This is a genomic window from Tenacibaculum sp. MAR_2009_124 (genome assembly GCF_900105455.1).
Taxonomy (GTDB): domain Bacteria; phylum Bacteroidota; class Bacteroidia; order Flavobacteriales; family Flavobacteriaceae; genus Polaribacter.
This window is the reverse complement of sequence record NZ_FNSF01000002.1, coordinates 630,529-649,318: the sequence shown is the minus strand read 5'-3', so window position 1 is coordinate 649,318 and position 18,790 is coordinate 630,529. Positions and strand designations below refer to the sequence as shown.

Sequence of the window (18,790 nt, the reverse complement as noted above, 5' to 3'; positions counted from 1 at the left end):
AATTAGCTCCTTCACCAACCGTAACCACCTCTCTAACAATGGTTAAATATTTTAAAAAAATGTTTTTTGTTAGTTTGCCGATAAGGTTAAATTCTTAGATAAGCTTTTAATTATTAAAGTATTAATCTTAAATACTATTTCTTCCAGAACCACCTATATTTCCTGCTATTTTCATTTGCACGCTCGATTTTACTTACTAAAACTCTCATATTCGTGACTTTAACTATATATTTGTATCTAATTCAAAGGGGGACTTGCTAGTATAACCATTTAAAATAAATCGAAACTTTTATATTAAAGTTAAGACGAATGCTAGCAAATATTTTGAATTCCATCCATAAATATTAAGTGATAACCGGAATAACGAAAGGATTATGAAAACTTTAACCGCAATAGTTTTATTTACTACTGCCGTGCTCTATAGTTCCTGTTCTTTTAACAGGAACTCGAATAGTTCGCAGATTAACAATAAATCGAAAAATAACGAAATTGTTACAAACTATTCTTTTAATGCTATTAACTATGCGAAAAACATTAACCTTTTAAAAGATAATAGATTCGTAATTACCGAAAATATTAATAGAGTTAACGGTGATACTACTATAAAAAAACATTACGGTACTTTCCAAAAAACAAGCAACGTTATTACTCTTGAACCAAAAGAGACTGAAATGACTCTTCTTGTTAAACGTTTTGAAAACGTAAAAGAATCAAATATATATTCTTATGAACAAAATGACTCTAAAATTAACACTAGGTATTATATCGTTAAGTGGAATGATAAAGAATATTTACTTTCTGATCAGTTTAATTCCATCTCCAATCATGACGAAAAAAATGACTTTCAACGCTTTGCTTATTTTTTCAATTCAGGAATAGAGCCTAGCGAAGGAGGTTATTATTTTAAAAGAACTTATAAACCTACTGATAGTGTTAAAACCTCTTTTAATATTGAACAAATACCTCAGCAATGGAGAACCTACTTTTTAACCAAACCTATTTCGGCAAATATTATTGATACTGAAAAAGAATTAAAAAACAGTAAATTTCAGCAATACGCTTTTTGGAGAATTAAATTGAATAAAGGAGCAAAAGATGGAATTAAAAAAGGGGTTTCATTTTCAACAAAATTCGAAGACTTCCATATACGAGTAGATTCTATTTTACCTGATGTTTGTTTCGGCTCTTTCCGAATTAATGATTTTGATGATGAGTTTATCGAAATTGGAACCGAAATGAGAACTCAATGGGCTAGTAAAGCATTCTGATACCAAACGCCCCATAAAATTCCACATAAATACTTGTTCATTCTCCCTTTTTCTTCATTGAAAAACAATCCCGTAGCTTATGTTATGTAAGGGTTTTACAGTTTTGAAAAAGAAAAAAGCAACGTCGTATTTTTTGCAGCATTTTAAAATTCATTTGATATAATACAAGGAAACTTGTGTAATTTTAAAGGATCAGCAGTCACCTGTATAAATAATCATATTGGTTTTGTATATTTAGTGAAATAAACTACTAATTATGGAAAATTTAAAGAAAATTGCAGAAGTTCTTATTAAAGAGGAAGTTGATTTCGCAGAACTAAAACGTACAATTGAAAATTTCAAATCTTTAGTTTACGAACTGTCAGAATTAGACATTTCTGATATGGATGGAAACAATGACTTATTTTTTGATAAAGGTAAAGCTTTGGGTACAAAATGGGCCGCCTTATGCCTTGATGATTTATTAAGAACTAAAAAGTTTATTCAAGGAATATATAAAGCCATCCAAGAAAAGCTAAACGAAAAGGAGACTGTAAAAATCTTATACGCTGGTACTGGACCTTTTGCCACTCTAATACTACCCCTTCTCCCTTTATTTTCATCAAAACAACTGAACGTTATCTTAATAGAAGTTAATAAAGAAACTTCTTTGTACTTGAAAAAGATAATTAGTTCTTTAGGTTTTGACAACTATGTGCAAGAATTTATCCAAGCCGATGCTTCTACATATAAATTCAATAAAAATCAGCAATCTGACATTGTTATTAGTGAAACCATGCAACGAGCTCTCGAAAAAGAGCAACAGGTTGCTGTTATGATGAATATTCTAAGTCAAATGAAAAAAGACACCATCATGATTCCTCAAAGTATTAAGCTTCATGCGGCTCTTATCACTTCTTTTGATAACTCTCAAAAAGAAAAGCAACCATATCAAATTATTGATACTGTATTTGATTTAAATAAAAAACTCATAACTACGTATTCTAAAGACTTTAGCAATAACAATGAATATAAGTTTCCCTTACAAACAGTTACAATAGATCCTAACGAAATTTACCATTATAAAAATTTTGCCATACTTACCGAAATACAAATATTTGATAATATAATTCTCAATTATAACGAAAGTGGCCTTACCATTCCTTTTATACATAATGACATTTCCGAGTTAACCAAAAATCAACGTATTAAAACATACTATCATGTAAACAATCACCCTAGCCTCGAGGTAGTTTTTGAAAATTAGTATAGTAGTAATTTTCCAAACTCACTACAAATCTATCTCCTTTAGGGCTTTAATATTATTTCGTTCTAAAAAAACATCGATAGTTTCGAAATGTTCAATAACGCGCTTATCTCTAAATTCAAATACTTTTTGCGAAAGTCCTTGTAAGAAATCTCTATCATGAGAAACCAAAATAAGAGTACCGTCAAAATGTTTTAAAGCCTCTTTAATCACATCTTTTGATCGTAAATCTAAATGGTTTGTCGGCTCATCGAGAATTAATAAATTAACGGGCTCAAGCAATAATTTAACCATTGCCAATCGTGTTCTTTCTCCTCCTGAAAGTACCTTTACCTTTTTGTCAATATCATCTCCTCCAAACATAAATCTTCCAAGGATATTCTTTATCTGAGTTCTTACATCTCCCTCTGCAACTTCGTCTACTGTTTCAAATACAGTTAGTTCAGGATCTAATAATGAGGCTTGATTTTGAGCAAAATACCCGACTTTAGCGTTATGCCCTAATCCACACTCGCCATCAAAATCTATTTCTCCCATAATTGCTTTAATCATAGTTGATTTACCTTCACCATTTCTTCCTACGAAAGCAACTTTTTCTCCTCTAGAAATAGAAAAGCTAGCGTCTTCAAAAACGGTCAAATCACCATACTTTTTTGTAAGTCCTTCCACACGAACGGGGTAATCACCTGACCTTGGCGATGGAGGGAAACGAAGTTTTAGCGAAGAGTTGTCTAATTCATCAATTTCAACTAATACTAATTTTTCAAGCATGCGCTCACGAGAAGCTACTTGGTTCGTTTTAGAATAAGTTCCTTTAAAGCGTTCAATAAATGACCTGGTTTCTGCAATAAACTTTTGCTGCTCTTCGTATGCCTTTAACTGTTGCTCTCGTCTCTCCTTTCTCAATTCTAAATAATGAGAATAATTCGCTTTGTAATCGTAAATTGTTCCCATCGTAACCTCGATAGTTCTGTTCGTTATATTATCGATAAAAGCTCTATCATGTGAAATTACAACTACCGCTTTGGCTTTATTCTTTAAAAAATTTTCTAACCAAATAACAGATTCTATATCTACATGATTTGTGGGTTCATCTAGCAAAATCAGATCTGGCTTTTGCAATAAAATTTTAGCCAATTCAATGCGCATTCTCCATCCTCCGCTAAACTCAGAAGTTTGTCTATTTAAATCTTCTTGCTTAAAACCCAATCCTTTCAGCGCTTTTTCAACCTCGGCTTCATAATTAATCTCTTCCAAAGCATAATAGCTTTCTCCTAAATCCGATACTCGCTCAATGAGTTTCATATACTCATCGGATTCATAATCAGTTCTCGTTTCCAACTGTTTATTTAACGAATCCATTTCCGTTTTCATTTTGAAAATGGTATCGAAAGCTTTAGCTGCCTCTTCTTTAACAGTGCAATCATCCTCCATGAGTAAATGCTGAGGTAAATAAGCTATAACGGTATCTTTAGGTGTGCGAACACCTCCTTTAGTAGGTTTTGTTAAGCCAGCAATAATTTTCATCATTGTAGATTTACCAGCTCCATTTTTACCCATTAAGGCAATTTTATCATTTTCATTAATAACATAAGAAACATCGCTAAACAACGACTTCCCGCTAAATTCAACAGTCAACTGATCTACAGTAATCATATAAATTATTTTTTTGCGAAAATACTATTTTGATTAGAGATCCCAAGTTTTACAGATGAATAATAATGAAAGTATAAACTACAAATTATAAATAAAACGGAAAGTTATAAAACGAGGTTGTATAAAAGTTTCTGCAGAAAAAACAGAAATATCATTTGTACTATTTCTCACCTGAGTATTTATATTTAATAAATTGGTTCCTTTAATTTGGTACTCCCACTTAGCGTCTTTGTTCTTCCTGTAAGAAATGGTAGCTTCGAGATTTCGAAAAGATTGAGAATTTCCATCTCCAAAATCTTGATTCGTATAAGTGTAGTTAGATACAAGTGTTACTGAATTCCATATATAAGCATCTATTTCAATAGAAGGAGCATTAGTAATAAACGTTGTTTTTCGACTCCCTTGGTTATTATTCGAAATACTATAACTATATCTTAAGTTAATATTTGGAGCTTTCAGATAATTGGTACGAATCCCTGGAACATAAACCTGAGTATAGTTTTGATTTAGTGACTGCACTCCTTGAATGAACTGATTTATTTTACTATAATTAAAACGTGTATTTAAACTAGCTCTTATTTTCCCAAAGGTTCTTTGAACTCTACCAAAAGCATTGAAATTTTCATCCGAAAAATTCGAATTGAAAAAAGTACTTGTTCTGATTACATTTTCAAAATTGGTTAGATTTCTTATCTGATCAATATTACTGGAATAACTTATTCTTGCAAAAACATTCGTATAATTAAACAAGTTGAAGCTACTGTATAACAAACTCAAATTATGAGATAAGGCATTCTGTAGTTCAGGGTCTCCAAATTGTATATTATTGTAATTATTTAAAACCAAGCCTTGGGCCAATCGTGTTACATCAGTAAATTGGTTACGCATCTCATACCTCAACGTTAGTGCTTCACTTTTTTTGAATTGAATTCTTGTTTCAAAATCTGGTAGTATTCTAAAAAAATTATCTTCTTTAGTAACACCAAACTGACTGTTTCTATTACCATAAGAATGTACGGAAAACCCAGGAGTAATGGTAAGTTTCCCTTTTCTAAATCGATAATGTGCCCCAAAATAAACATCATTGAACTGATATTCTACATCATTCATTGCCTTCCCATTATTAAATAAAGGCGTCGGATTAAAAATAGCTCCATTATTTAAAAATTGAAAAATGTTAGAATTAAACTCTTGATAACTTGCTATGAAACCTAATGTTAAATTTAAATTACTTTTCGTATTTATTATGTTATAATAATCAAGTTTAGTATCTAATTGATTAGAATGAATTCTTCTGTTTTGAGCTAAATTATAATTGTCTAATGAATCATCCAACCCTAACTGGTTCGCTGTAGTGTCGAATGGATCATTCAAACTTGTAGTGTTTTGCAAAACTGCGCTATAAAAGGGATCTTCATTCCTTATTAAATGCTGAGCTTCAAAAGCAAAAATATTATCTTCATTTAAGGTATAATAATAGTTCAAATTTTGATTTATACTATATGGTGTGGCTTCCTCGTCCTGATTTGTTCCTCCTACAACATTTGAAAATATGTTTTGATTCTGACGATCATTCGACAATTTACCTATGAAATTATAATCAAGCTGATTGTTATAGTTCGGTTTATATGAAGTACTCAACTTTAGAACTCCTTGATTTGATCTTTCTTCTCCATTCTGCCCTATGGACTCATCAGGAACTCCTAACTCTTCATTGGTATATCGAATAAATCTTGATTCTTGAGACACTATTTTGCTGCTATTAAAAACTAAAAAACCACTAAAATCCAATGTTTTCTTAGGAGAGTAACTGAAATTGGCCGTTGCTAGTTGGTTTTCTATTTTTAAGGCATCGCTTTGATTGGTTAAAAAACTAAGTCCATTATCTCCTATATTAATATCCGTTCCACTGCTTTTACTTGGAGTTCGAAATCCTCCTCCAAAACCTCGAATATCTCTTCTATTTAATGATAACTCACCTATATTATTAAAATCGCCTATAAAATTAATACTGTAAGCTGGATCGTAATAAAATAATTTGGGTTGAACCAAATATAACTCATCTTCTGGAGCGGCACCCGCACCAACAGTTACATTACCAAACCAAAAATTTTCTTTCCCTTCTTTCAATTTTATATTTAACGCTACATTATCTTGGTTATTTCTCACGCTACTTAGTTGACCAACCTCAGAATAATTTCTCAATACTTGAATTTTATCCACTGCCTTTGAAGGAATATTTTTTGTTGCTAACTTTGTATCTCCATCGAAAAAATCTTTCCCATTAACCATTAATTTATTGACTACTTTTCCTTCTACTTCCACCTGTCCTTCTTCATTAATTTCAATACCAGGTAACTTTTCCAAAACATCCTCTAACTTTCGTTCAGTTCCATTTTTAAAAGAATCCGCGTTATACACTAAAGTATCTCCTTTTATGACTACAGGCATTTCATATGTTACCTCTACTTCATCTAAAGTATTATCAACTTGCAACACAAAATCCTTGACAATATCCTTCTCTTCAATCTTAATTTGTTCTTCATAAGTTTTCATCCCAACATAACTTATTTGAATATTATAAGTTTGATTTTTCTTTAGATTTAATTTAAACGATCCTTTTTCATCAGTAATAGCATACGATTCTAAGAGATTCGTCGTCTTATCAATGGCTATTACATTTGCTAATTCTAGAGGTGTATTTAAACTATCTTTTACAACACCAGTTATGCTTAATTGGGCGTAAAATTTTGTTGCAAATAATAAGCAAATAAATGTTAGTATTTTCAGCATAAACTATGATTTCATAAATAATTATTTGAACTATAAATTAGATTTTATTCTTTAAAGAACTCAAAAAGCCTATCAACCTATCTCTTGTAAATTGATAACCATAGCTATTACTCTCTTCTTCGTCCTCTATTATTTCTCATTTCTATCATTTTACCTCGAATGGTTTTCTGATACTCTACCTTAGTTATTTCTTTTCCTTTTGAAGGAGCTTGAATAACTATTTCTTCTTTAGGATTTATGATAACTTTAGAACATAATATAACCGTATTTCCAGCACTTACTTCTAATATTAAACCCGGAAGCCCCCAATATTCAGCAGGGCCATGACTTACAGGGATTTGAAGAGTATACCAAGCTTCGATTTCCGTCACTTTTATTTTAGATTCCGTATTTTTAGTTGCTAATGAATCTGTTTTCTTTGGATTTTCTTTTCTGAGATCACTCCATGAAAAATTATACCATTTTAATTCTGAAGTTGGCACTGAAGCGGTTGCTTTAAAACATAAATATTTTCCAATCTGCTTCGTTTCTTTTCCTATTATCCATTCTATCTTTTGAAGCTGATCCTTAACCAAAAACCTTTTACCGTAGAACTCTTGACTTTGGACCAAAGAATTTTCCTGAACATTTTTGTATTGATCACCTTGAGTAAAGTTTTTTCCCCAAGTATCCGTTGCACCAGATATCGCATCCAATTTTTCTTCTTCTTCAAAAAACGATTCTTTCTTGTTAAAATTTAGAACATACGTTTTTTCAAGTCTATTTTTCAACCTCGCTTGAATTTGCTTCTTTTGGGTTTCACTCATTCTAGCTCCCCATCGCCCCAATTCCATTTTTGATTTAGAAAAATATATCGCTTGTCCTCTAAACTGTTGAACACTCGTTTTAAAGGATAATAATGTAAACAACAGAAGAAAACTAGATTTGAATAGAATTGATTTCATAATAAGTATGTTTTATGTTTAACAAATTTAATAAAAAATTAAACAAAAACAACACTAAAACACCTTCACCCCTATAAAACAACAAACTACACAACTAAACTATTAATAAATAGTTGTAAAAAACACTTGTCTATACGATGTAAAACCATAAATATTTCCTAAAAATATTTACACATTAATTTCTCTTCTAACTCAAACAAAAATTTGGGTTAAATTTGTTCACCAAGAAATCGAGATTTTAATCAATGAATTTAAATAATCCTTTTCCTTATAACCCAACTTTTAAACAGCACTTTTTAATAGCTGCAGTTTTGGGTATTTTATTAAGTTTTATTTTAATTGCTTTACAGCCATTCAATTTAAGTATTGCCAGCAGAGAGCATAAAGCTCTTTTACTAGTAGGATTTGGATTCTTAAAATTCATTAGTTATTTGACGAGTCATTTTATCGCTAATGATTTATATCGAAAATTAAATACTTGGACAGTATGGAATGAAATAGTTTTTCTACTTCTCTCTTCTTTAATGGGGATGATTTTTAGTTATATTTATCTTGATCTTGTTTTTGAAAAGCACCCACTTTCTTTTAATAGATTAGCTCTATTTTTTTATTATATCGGGCTTCCACTATTTCCTTTAGTAGTTTTTCCTAAAGTTGTTCTCCGTTATTTACTAATTAAAGACAGCACACTAAACTCGGAAGAAAAGACACTTATAATAAAGGAACAACAAGAAAAGCTGACCCTTAAAGGCCAAAATAACAATGAAGAATTAACCCTCTTTAAAGAAGATTTACTCTATGTTAAATCATTAGATAATTACGTTGTTGTTAACTACAAAAATAAAAACATTGAAAGCAAAATATTACGAGCTCGTTTGGGCGATATTTTATCTCAAGCTCCTTTTTTAATCCAGCCCCATCGTTCTTATTTAATAAATCCTGAACATTCATTTAAGCTACAAGGGAATTCACAAAAAGCAACACTTACTTTAACTAGTATTGAAGAGACTATTCCTATTTCAAGAGCTTCTTATAAAACCGTAAAACCTCTATTCAATTAGTCCCATTTATCTATTCAATTCATCCCAAACACGGTTTATTTACCACATAACTTATCCACTAACAACTATACTTTTTTTACTCGCTCTAATTATGATTTGTTTGCCTAAAAAACGAACAATAATGATTTTTACCACGGCCAACAAATTTACCTTACAAACCAAAAAAACGGTTCTTGTATTATTTATTCTACTAACCTATCAGAAAGTATGCTCACAAATTGATTTTAAAATTGAACATTTTGGAACATCTAATTATATGCACGAAGTAAAACCAAGTTTTTTTGGTACCAGCGAAAAAAATAGAGTTGGTAATAGTCAGGGAAAAAGTACGGTTTACCAAGCCAATATTACACTTCCTCTTTCTTTAACAATTAATAAAAATGGTAGTCCTAAATTATGGGCAATTAATGTTGGAGGTGCATATACCAACTTGACCAATTATAACTTTTCAGAACAATTAGTAATCCCTGAAATTACAAACGTTAGTTTAAGCTTAATCCACAATAGACCGCTTAACGAACGATTATCTTTGATAGCAGTGCTCGGTGGAAGTCTTAATATGGCACATTCAAATATAAATCAAATCAATTTCGATAATACATTAATTAATTTAGCAGCCATTATTGTTAAACAAGTTAATCCAAACTTTAAGGCTGGCCTGGGAGTAGCCATTAACAATACCTTTGGGTTTCCAATGATACTTCCCGTTATATATATAAAGTGGCTTACTACACAGAAAAAATTATCAATTGATTTATCGTTGTTGAGGGGAGCCGAGTTAAATATCAAATACAATATTGATAAAACATTCAATATCGGCATACTTGCAGAAAATAAAGGACAAGGAGCATTCCTAAAAAAAGAGGGTAAAAACATGATGTTTTCACATCAATACTCAATCTTCGGATTAGTACCAGAATTTAAAATAGGTAAAGGGTTAAGCATACCTGTTGTTATTGGTTTTAGTGGTAGAAGAAATGCCCAATTCAGAGAACGTAAACTAAGTACTATTTTTGACTATAAACACTCATATTTCTTTGATATAGCTCCATATATTTCGGTTAGACTGAAGTATAATTTTGGAAAATAAAAAACTAACTCAAAACTCTCCCCTTCAAAGAACTCTGGACTTATACACATAAGTCCAGAGTTTTTTATTAATTAAAAATTACAAGACTATGTTCCCTTTTTTATGTCCTTTACATCAGTAAATTTCTATATTTACCATGAGAATAAATATTACTAACCTACTTAATAATGAAAAAACACAATCTATTAATACTAGCATTACTCATTTTAGTTTCATGCAATAAAGAAAAATCTAAGAAGACTATTACTACTGAATTGGAGAACTTATTTACTAAAGAGTTCTTTTTAGAAAACGAACCAGGAGGATCCATTATAATAAAAAAAGGAGAGAATACTATTTTCTCAAAAAGCTATGGAGTTTCAGATATAGAATCTGGAGAAAAAAATTCGGAAAACACTATATTCAATACGGGTTCTATTTCCAAAACATTTGTATCTAATGCCATCTTAATTTTACATGAAAGGAAACAGCTAGATATTAATGATCATATTTTAAAATATTTCCCTGATTTCAAAAACAAATCACTTGTTAAAGATATAAAAATAAAGCATTTTTTAACTCATACCTCTGGAATTCCAGATGCTAGAGATGTTTATAACAATCAAGACTTTTATATAACGGCCAAAGACACCGCTAACTTTGAACCTTTAAAAAAAGTGGATAGCCTGTTGTTTCAACCAGGAGAAAAATACACCTATTCAAATCCTGCTTATAATGGTTTAGCTTTAATTATTGAATCGGTTACAAAACAACCTTGGCAAGATTTTGTTATCGAAAACATTTTTAAACCTTCTGGAATGGATCATAGCAAAATTACCAATGGATCGTTCCCTGATTCTAATGTGGCACATGGTTATTATGAAGGAAGGAAAGGAGTATTTCAAGAATACGACTACGGTGAAGTCCCAACATTCGCCGCTGCAGGAAACGGAGGAATATGGTGTTCGGTTTTAGATTTGGTTAAATATGAAAAGGCTATTCAAAACAATGTTTTTCTTAGTAAAGAATTGACAAATGAATCTAGAACTATTTTCTCACCAGTAAACTGGAAAAGTGAAGAAGATCCCAAAATTGGATATAGCTGGTTTCTTGGAAATACTTTTAAGTATAAACATATCAATGTGAATACTAAATATATAATGCATACAGGATCTCAAGGAGGTTTTAGAGCTTTTCATGTATATTTACCGAAACACGACATTACCTACATAGGACTTTTCAATAGGCCTTTAAATCATTATAGTTACTTACTAAACAAAGGCGTTGAAATTTTTGAAAAACACAACTGGTTAAACTAGTTTCAGGAGAAAGTATTTCAGCTCAATTCTTAAAAAATCTTTAAAGAGTTGAGCTTACTTTTTAAAAGAAGTTTCCTGTAAAACTTCGCTTAATGTAAAATCATAAAAAGTAATTCTTTTAAAATATCGGATTGCGATAGTGCATTTCCTCCTACTCCTTTACTTTTCATATCAGCATCTCTTAATAATGCTATTACTTGTGATACTTTTCTCATTGGATAATTTCGAGCAGCAGTAACATAATCATCGACGAAATAAGGATTCACTCCCAAGTTTTTAGCTACAGAAGCCTTTGATTTATCTTTTAAACCATGGTACATTAACAATTGTGTGAAAAAGCTATTCAGCAACGAAATTGTCATCACTAAAGGGTTATTCTTAGGGTTTTGAGCGAAATATGTAATAATTCGATTTGCTTTTACAATATCCTTTTCCCCTACCGCTTTGCGTAATTCAAAATTATTGAAGTCTTTCGAAATCCCAATATTCTCTTCAATATGTTGAGCACTGATTATGGTTTCAGCTGGTAATACAGAAACCAACTTTTCCAATTCGTTACTAATTTTACTCAAGTCAGTTCCTAAAAACTCCACAAGCATTTGCGATGCTTTAGGCTCTATATTGTACTTCTTACCACCTAAAACCTTACGTATCCAGTCGGCCACTTGGTTTTCATACAATTTTTTGCTTTCAAACAATACTCCATTTTTGGAAATTGCTTTATACGCTTTTTTACGTTTATCTAGCTTTTTGTATTTATAGTTAAAAACTAGAATAGTTGAAGGCTGAGGTTGATTTGCATAGGATTCAATTTTATCAATAGTTCTGCTTAAATCTTGCGCTTCTTTCACAATAATTACTTGATGCTCCGCCATCATTGGAAATCGTTTAGCTGAAGATACTATTTCTTCGATAGAAACATCACGACCATACATTACCACTTGATTAAAACCTTTTTCAGATTCATCCAAAACATTACTCTCAATATACTCTGAAATTTTATCGATATAATAAGGCTCCTCTCCCATTAAAAAATAAATAGGTTTGTAATTGCCATTTTTTATATCGTTGATAAGATGCGTTACTTCATTCATATATTATAAATACCATTAAGTAAGAAAACTGTTAAGTAGAAAAATTCATGTATTTTTGAACAATGCAAAAATTAAACCTACCCACCTTTAATTTCAAGCTCAAAAGTAACGAAAATAAGACGCTTATTTTTGATTGCTTAAGAAAAAAATATTTGGTATTAACTCCTGAAGAATGGGTAAGACAGCATTTTGTTATGTATTTAATGGAGGTTAAAAAATATCCCGCTTCACTAATTGCCGTAGAAAAACAATTGACTATTAATCAATTGAAAAAAAGGACGGATATTGTGATTTTCGATAAACAAGGTACTCCCAACATCATTGTAGAATGTAAAGCTCCAAAGGTTAAAATAACACAAGCAACTTTTGATCAAATTGCCCGATATAACTTAAAACTCAATGCTGATTTTTTAGTTGTAACCAATGGTTTAGAACATTTTTATTGCATGCTAGATACAGAAAATGAACGCTATGTTTTTTTAAGAGATATTCCTGAGTACTCTTAATTGAAAAACGTAACTAACAAATAGTTGCATCCAAAAAACGAGCTTTAGTAAATTAACCTTTAATTCTGATTATAACTCACTTTAAAAATGTATTTTTGGCAACTTGAAAATAGCCATTGTCATATTAAACTGGAACGGTAGAAAATTGTTAGAGCAATTTTTACCTAGCATTGTGAATTTCAGCTCGAAAGAGGCTCAAGTTTATGTGGCAGATAATGCTTCTACTGATACTTCCATTACTTATATAGAAGAACACTTTCCATCTGTAGAAATTGTTCAAAATAAAGTTAACGGAGGTTATGCCAAAGGGTATAATGACGCCTTACAACATATTCAAGCAGATATATATTGTTTAATAAATTCAGACATAGAGGTTACTGAAAATTGGCTCACACCTATTGCTAACACTTTTAAAAACGAAGTAAATACGGCTATAGTTCAACCAAAACTTTTAGATTTTAAAGACAAAACCAAATTTGAATACGCCGGGGCAGGTGGAGGATTTATTGATCTATATGGATATCCTTATTGCCGTGGAAGAGTGTTTAACTTCTTAGAAACCGATACGGGTCAATTCAATGATACTAACGAGATATTTTGGGCTTCAGGAGCTTGCATGTTTATTAGATCAGAAGTATATCGCAAATTAGGTGGTTTTGACGAAGATTATTTCGCTCATCAAGAAGAAATAGATTTATGTTGGCGTGCTCAAAATGAAGGTCATAAAGTAAAATACGTTGGAAGTTCTACCGTATATCATGTTGGTGGTGCTACTTTGCAAGAAAGTAATCCGCATAAAACGTTTTTAAACTTTAGAAACAGTCTACTAAATGTTGTTAAAAATGTGCCTAAACGTTGGTTTTTGTTTGTGATTTTTTCTAGACTTATCTTGGACGGAATTGCAGGAATTAAATTCATTGTAGAGTTACGTCCTGTTCATACTCTCGCTATTTTAAAAGCGCATTTAAGCTTTTATAAAAACTTTTTCAAATTTTTAAGTAAAAGAAGAAAACTTCAAAAGAAATCAAATTATAACTTACACTCATCTGTAGTTTGGCAGCACTTTATTTTAGGTAGAAAAAAATACGAAGATCTTAAATAATTGACTCTACCGACTCTTTATCTTTATATACATAATTAAGCATAAAAAACACAGCAATACCACCAAAGGTATGCCACAACCAATGTGTTCCCATCGGTAAAATTTCTATTAAATTATCAAGAGTTCTAAAAACAATGGCAATTCCAAAAATTAAAATACCTAAAAATATGTCTCTGCTGTTTTTCCAATGTGTTAAATAAGCATACCATAAAAAAGGAGTGATTACTGAAAAAGCAGTAACCAAATATCCAAAAGAAATTCTATATTCCTTTGGAAGTGGTAACATTCTAGGAACAATTAAAAGGGTTAAAAAACCTACAAACAATAACAACCTTTGCCACCATTTCTTCTTAATCTTCCCAATAAAATAAACAATACCTCCAAGACAAACGAGCATAATAGGTAACCAGTCTAATACCAACCAGAATTCATGACTTCGTGTTCCATGATAGATGGTACCTCCAATCCAACTAGAGAATATCACTGGGATTGCAAATAAAAAAAATGGGTGCTTTTTTGGATTTTTACGAATCTTATTTCCGAAGTAAATTAAAATAGCTATAAATATAAGATTACTAAACGTATTGAAAGGCTCAACTGGTAAACGCCCCTGTAACGTTTCCTGATAAATGGGGCCGCTATCATTTGGAAACCTTATCGGAAAGTTATAAAACATTTAAACTACCTTTTCCCTCTCTAATCACTTCTGGTTCATCCGTTGTTAAATCTATTACTGTAGAAGGGTAGTTATCTCCATATCCACCGTCTACAACAACATCTACTATATTTTGCCACTTTTCAAAAATCAATTCTGGGTCTGTGGTATATTCTATAATTTCATCTTCATCATGAATTGAACTTGAAACAATAGGATTTCCTAGAGCCTTCACAATTGCTCTCGCAATATTATTGTCAGGCACTCTTATTCCAACAGTTTTTCTTTTCTTGAACACTCTTGGTAATGAATTACTTCCAGGCAAAACAAAAGTATAAGGGCCTGGTAAAGATCTTTTTAAAATTTTATACGTTGGTGTATCAATTTGCTTCACATAGTCAGATAAATGACTTAAATCGTTACACACAAACGAGAAACTAGTTTTTTCTAATTTAACTCCTTTTATTTTGGCGATCCTTTCTAAAGCTTTTGTATTTGTAATATCACAACCTAATCCATAAACAGTATCCGTTGGATAGATTATAATACCACCACGTTGTAAAACTTTTACTATTTTATTTATTTCCTTTGGATTAGGATTCTCGTTATAAAGCTTTATAAATTGTGCCATTAATATTTATCTAAATCTATATCATCTAAACTTTGAAAATTACTAAAATCATCAAAGTCATCGTTAAAATTATCATCCGAGTCTTTTGAAAGATCTTGAATATCAAATGTATTATTTTCGTTTTCTTTTGGCATTTCGCCAACAGTTAAAATCACTTTCGATTCTTCTATTGTTTCATTTGAGAAATCAACTACTTCAATATAAAATGTCCACATATTGAAAAAATCATAAACATAAATCAGTTTATCATTTTTATTTGGCAATGTATCTTTTAAAACACAAGTAGCCATTGATACTCCCTCTCCTACTTCTGCCATATTAAACAAGGGTATTTCCTCCCCTTGATTCCATTCGGCATCAGCAACATAAAACGAGGCCATTTCTTGACCGTCGAAACCGAAAGATTTTGCTAAAGAAAAATGCAAATCTTCCAAAGATCCGTTTTCATTAATTGTCAAGGTTCTAATCACATCTTCCTCCGTATCTAATATCGCTCGAACTTTATACATGTTGGTAATTTTTTATAGCTACAAAAATACGTATTTTTGAACGATATTTCTCAAGTTATATGGATAAGCAAAAAATTCTCGACAAGTTAAATGGTTTAAACAGAAATACTCTAATGGAAACCTTAGAAATTGAGTTTACCAACGTAGGAGATAACTTCTTAACGGCAAAAATGTCAGTTAGTTCAAAAGTACATCAACCATTTGGTTTACTTCATGGAGGAGCCACCGCTGCATTAGCGGAAACTGTTGGTAGTTGCGCCTCTGGTTTTTTATTTGCAGACACAAAAACTCAAGTTGTTAAAGGCTTAGAATTAAGCATTAATCATATTAAGAGTAAAAAAGAAGGAACTGTATTTGCTACAGCTAAACCTATTCATAAAGGTAGAACCACACATTTATGGGAAATTAAAATTGTGGATGAAAATGAGAATCTTATTTCTATTTGTAAACTAACAAATATTGTACTTGATAAAAAATAACATACGTACTGTATTTTTTGTAACGTAATATAATCGGCATGAAGACTATAAAAAAAGTTTTTAAAATTTCAGGTATTGTTTTATTACTTTTAATTGTAGGAGTGTATGTATTGTTTGTTTCCATGACCGCTCCCAAATCTGATGAAAAAGTAATTCAGCGTTTTAACGAAGCTCCAATAAAACCTATTTTAGCATATAAAACTTATAAAAACTTTTCGTATCGTGTTCTTAGTGTAATTTCCGACAGGAATTTACCAACAATTATATTTGTTCATGGAACTATTGGTTCGTGTTTGGATTTTTCACGATATATGATGGATGAAGATCTTATTAAAAATTACAATATGATCTCGTATGATAGAATTGGCTACAACTATAACGATCAAAACTCCGTTCAAGAAAGTATTGCCTTCGAAAGAGATTTATTAGATGATTTAATCGCGCAAACCGCCAGTAATTCCATAATACTAACTGGATATTCGTATGGTGGCCCCATAGCATTAGCTAGCCATAAAAAAATAACAAATCTCGTTTTACTTGCACCTGCAGTTTACAGCAAGGTGGAACCCATGCCGTGGATGCTCAACTTTTACAAATGGGGATTAACTAGATGGTTAGTTCCAGATATTTGGAAAGAAGCTTCAAAAGAGAAAATGTCGCACCAACAAGACTTGATTAATTTTGAAAATAATTGGGAGATAAACCAGAATACCATAATTAGTATCCATGGAGATGCAGATTGGATAGTACCGTATAGCAACTCCGAATATTTATTGCATCATTTCCCTAAAGAACGATTCCAACTAATTACGTTAAAAGATGCTGGGCACGATTTGATTTGGAGTCAATTTTCACAAATAAAACAACAACTTTTAAACCTTTAATATTGAGTATATTTAAGAATATTGAAAAATCTTTGATTAAGAAACACTCCTTTGTTTGCTATAGAAAACCTAATGACACCATTATTTCAGCGTTATTTCAAAATAACGACAACATACATACCAATAATAATTTGGACTCAAGTGGTTTCGTTTTTGCTCCATTTGATGATAGAAATGATACTATTATCATTCCGAAAGAAAGTTCTACATTCTTACAAGAAACCTTTTCAAAAAGTAATATTAACATTACAAAAACAACAAATTCTAAAGATTATGATTCTAGAGAATTTCATGTAAACTTGGTTGACAAAGGTATTGATGCTATTCTTAATAAGAACTTCAAAAAAGTTGTATTATCTCGAAAAGAAATTGTTAATCTCAAAGATGGGTTCAATAGTATAAAGCTATTTGAAACTTTATTAAATACATATTCTAATGCACTTGTATATATTTGGTTTCACCCAAAAATTGGACTTTGGTTAGGAGCTACTCCAGAAACTTTGGTTAAAATTAATAATGATTATTTCGAAACCATGTCTTTAGCTGGAACACTACCCTATATTGAAAATACGATTCCTAAATGGACTTCTAAGGAAATTGAAGAACAACAATTTGTTACAGATTACATCGTTGAAAAATTAGCTCCTCTATGTAAAACATTAAATACAGATAAAACAGAAACCATAAAAGCTGGAACATTATTACATTTAAAAACAAAAATTGAAGGTAAACTAGCCGTTTCTAATTCAGAGTTAATAAAAACATTGCACCCAACACCTGCAGTTTGCGGATTACCAAAAGATTCTTCTAAGCAATTTATTATCAAAAACGAAAACTACAATCGTTCATTTTATACAGGTTTTTTAGGAGAATTAAATATGAACAATGTTACCGAACTTTTTGTAAACCTTCGATGTATGGAAATAAAAAATTCTGAAGCCTTAATTTATGTTGGGGGAGGAATAACAAAAAATAGTATTTCCGATAGAGAATGGGAAGAAACTACAGAGAAAGCAATGGTTATGAAAAGAATTATATAAAAAAAATCACCCAAGCGACATGGTCACAAGGTGATTTTATTGTGTAAATTGAAATTGAATTGAATTTTCAGTCGAAGTTATTTCGACCTATTTCGTAAGTATTAACTAAGTAAATAGTTACTAAATATCTTCAAAAGAAACATCAGTAAAGCTCTCAGCAGTAGCCTCTACTACTTCTTCTTTCCTGTAATCTTTTTGATGTCGTTCACTAATAACCTCTTCACCTTTTTCTTTTACAATGTATCCAGTTGCTTTCTCAAGCATGTCTCTAAAATCTGTAAAATCTTCTTTATAAAGGTAAATTTTATGCTTTTGATAATGGAAAGATCCATCATCATGAGTAAATTTTTTACTCTCAGTTATTGTTAAGTAGTAATCGTCTGCTTTTGTAGCTCTCACATCAAAAAAATATGTTCTTCTTCCTGCTCTTAAAACCTGTGAAAAAATCTCTTCTTGTTCTACTCTCTCGCTCATAATTCTTTATCTTAAGTGATATAAATAATAGTTGTTTTGTTTAGAATTGCTCAACAAATC

The 18,790-nt window shown here is 30.9% G+C and carries 18 protein-coding genes; 10 read left to right on the top strand and 8 right to left on the bottom strand.

Annotated features, from left to right (window positions below; translation table 11 throughout):
- Positions 1-374 precede the first annotated feature (374 nt).
- Complete coding sequence (locus tag BLW23_RS09430) at positions 375-1,268, top strand: hypothetical protein (protein ID WP_093669148.1); 894 nt, start codon at positions 375-377, stop codon at positions 1,266-1,268.
- 256 nt (positions 1,269-1,524) lie between these two features.
- A complete protein-coding gene (locus BLW23_RS09425) occupies positions 1,525-2,514 on the top strand; it encodes an SAM-dependent methyltransferase (RefSeq protein WP_093669146.1) in 990 nt (329 codons plus the stop codon).
- A 24-nt stretch (positions 2,515-2,538) separates the two neighbouring features.
- Here BLW23_RS09425 and BLW23_RS09420 read toward each other — a convergent pair whose 3' ends face one another.
- From BLW23_RS09420 to BLW23_RS09410, 3 genes are all read right to left on the bottom strand, one after another.
- A complete protein-coding gene (locus BLW23_RS09420) occupies positions 2,539-4,170 on the bottom strand; it encodes an ABC-F family ATP-binding cassette domain-containing protein (protein WP_093669144.1) in 1,632 nt (543 codons plus the stop codon).
- Positions 4,171-4,248: 78 nt separating this feature from the next.
- The gene (locus BLW23_RS09415; protein WP_093669142.1) at positions 4,249-6,963 is read right to left on the bottom strand and encodes a carboxypeptidase-like regulatory domain-containing protein; all 2,715 of its coding nucleotides are present in this window, start codon (positions 6,961-6,963) and stop codon (positions 4,249-4,251) included.
- Between the two features lie 107 nt (positions 6,964-7,070).
- On the bottom strand, positions 7,071-7,907 hold the full coding sequence (locus BLW23_RS09410) for a GLPGLI family protein (protein WP_093669140.1): 837 nt from the start codon (positions 7,905-7,907) through the stop codon (positions 7,071-7,073).
- A gap of 245 nt (positions 7,908-8,152) precedes the next feature.
- Between BLW23_RS09410 and BLW23_RS09405 the strand changes: the two genes are divergently transcribed.
- The 3 genes from BLW23_RS09405 to BLW23_RS09395 all read left to right on the top strand — a co-directional run bounded on the left by BLW23_RS09405 (position 8,153) and on the right by BLW23_RS09395 (position 11,356).
- Positions 8,153-8,968, top strand: coding sequence for a LytTR family DNA-binding domain-containing protein (locus tag BLW23_RS09405; RefSeq protein ID WP_093669138.1), 816 nt, complete (start codon positions 8,153-8,155; stop codon positions 8,966-8,968).
- Between the two features lie 121 nt (positions 8,969-9,089).
- Positions 9,090-10,058 (top strand): DUF6268 family outer membrane beta-barrel protein, encoded by a 969-nt coding sequence (locus BLW23_RS09400; protein WP_093669136.1) that lies wholly within the window; start codon positions 9,090-9,092, stop codon positions 10,056-10,058.
- A gap of 167 nt (positions 10,059-10,225) precedes the next feature.
- Complete coding sequence (locus BLW23_RS09395; RefSeq protein ID WP_093669134.1) at positions 10,226-11,356, top strand: serine hydrolase domain-containing protein; 1,131 nt, start codon at positions 10,226-10,228, stop codon at positions 11,354-11,356.
- 89 nt (positions 11,357-11,445) lie between these two features.
- Here BLW23_RS09395 and holA read toward each other — a convergent pair whose 3' ends face one another.
- Positions 11,446-12,450, bottom strand: a complete 1,005-nt coding sequence (gene holA / locus BLW23_RS09390) for a DNA polymerase III subunit delta (protein ID WP_093669132.1) — start codon at positions 12,448-12,450, stop codon at positions 11,446-11,448.
- A 62-nt stretch (positions 12,451-12,512) separates the two neighbouring features.
- Between holA and BLW23_RS09385 the strand changes: the two genes are divergently transcribed.
- Together BLW23_RS09385 and BLW23_RS09380 are read left to right on the top strand one after the other, a co-directional pair.
- Complete coding sequence (locus BLW23_RS09385; protein WP_093669130.1) at positions 12,513-12,956, top strand: type I restriction enzyme HsdR N-terminal domain-containing protein; 444 nt, start codon at positions 12,513-12,515, stop codon at positions 12,954-12,956.
- A 103-nt stretch (positions 12,957-13,059) separates the two neighbouring features.
- On the top strand, positions 13,060-14,058 hold the full coding sequence (locus BLW23_RS09380) for a glycosyltransferase family 2 protein (protein ID WP_093669128.1): 999 nt from the start codon (positions 13,060-13,062) through the stop codon (positions 14,056-14,058).
- Here the strand turns inward: BLW23_RS09380 and BLW23_RS09375 are convergent.
- The 3 genes from BLW23_RS09375 to BLW23_RS09365 are packed head-to-tail and all read right to left on the bottom strand — an operon-like array spanning position 14,051 to position 15,853.
- Positions 14,051-14,734, bottom strand: coding sequence for a hypothetical protein (locus tag BLW23_RS09375; protein ID WP_093669126.1), 684 nt, complete (start codon positions 14,732-14,734; stop codon positions 14,051-14,053). The two genes, BLW23_RS09380 and BLW23_RS09375, sit on opposite strands and share 8 nt — an antisense overlap.
- Positions 14,724-15,344, bottom strand: a complete 621-nt coding sequence (locus BLW23_RS09370) for an L-threonylcarbamoyladenylate synthase (RefSeq protein ID WP_093669124.1) — start codon at positions 15,342-15,344, stop codon at positions 14,724-14,726. Before BLW23_RS09370 ends, BLW23_RS09375 begins: the two co-directional genes overlap by 11 nt.
- On the bottom strand, positions 15,344-15,853 hold the full coding sequence (locus BLW23_RS09365; protein ID WP_093669122.1) for an IS1096 element passenger TnpR family protein: 510 nt from the start codon (positions 15,851-15,853) through the stop codon (positions 15,344-15,346). The genes BLW23_RS09370 and BLW23_RS09365 overlap by 1 nt, the downstream gene beginning before the upstream one ends.
- A 59-nt stretch (positions 15,854-15,912) precedes the next feature.
- Between BLW23_RS09365 and BLW23_RS09360 the strand changes: the two genes are divergently transcribed.
- The 3 genes from BLW23_RS09360 to BLW23_RS09350 are packed head-to-tail and all read left to right on the top strand — an operon-like array spanning position 15,913 to position 18,256.
- Positions 15,913-16,332, top strand: a complete 420-nt coding sequence (locus BLW23_RS09360; RefSeq protein WP_093669120.1) for a PaaI family thioesterase — start codon at positions 15,913-15,915, stop codon at positions 16,330-16,332.
- A 38-nt stretch (positions 16,333-16,370) separates the two neighbouring features.
- Complete coding sequence (locus BLW23_RS09355) at positions 16,371-17,216, top strand: alpha/beta fold hydrolase (RefSeq protein WP_093669118.1); 846 nt, start codon at positions 16,371-16,373, stop codon at positions 17,214-17,216.
- Between the two features lie 2 nt (positions 17,217-17,218).
- Positions 17,219-18,256, top strand: coding sequence for a chorismate-binding protein (locus BLW23_RS09350; RefSeq protein ID WP_093669394.1), 1,038 nt, complete (start codon positions 17,219-17,221; stop codon positions 18,254-18,256).
- Between the two features lie 120 nt (positions 18,257-18,376).
- Here the strand turns inward: BLW23_RS09350 and BLW23_RS09345 are convergent, their stop codons facing one another.
- On the bottom strand, positions 18,377-18,730 hold the full coding sequence (locus tag BLW23_RS09345) for a PUR family DNA/RNA-binding protein (RefSeq protein WP_093669116.1): 354 nt from the start codon (positions 18,728-18,730) through the stop codon (positions 18,377-18,379).
- Positions 18,731-18,790 lie beyond the last annotated feature (60 nt).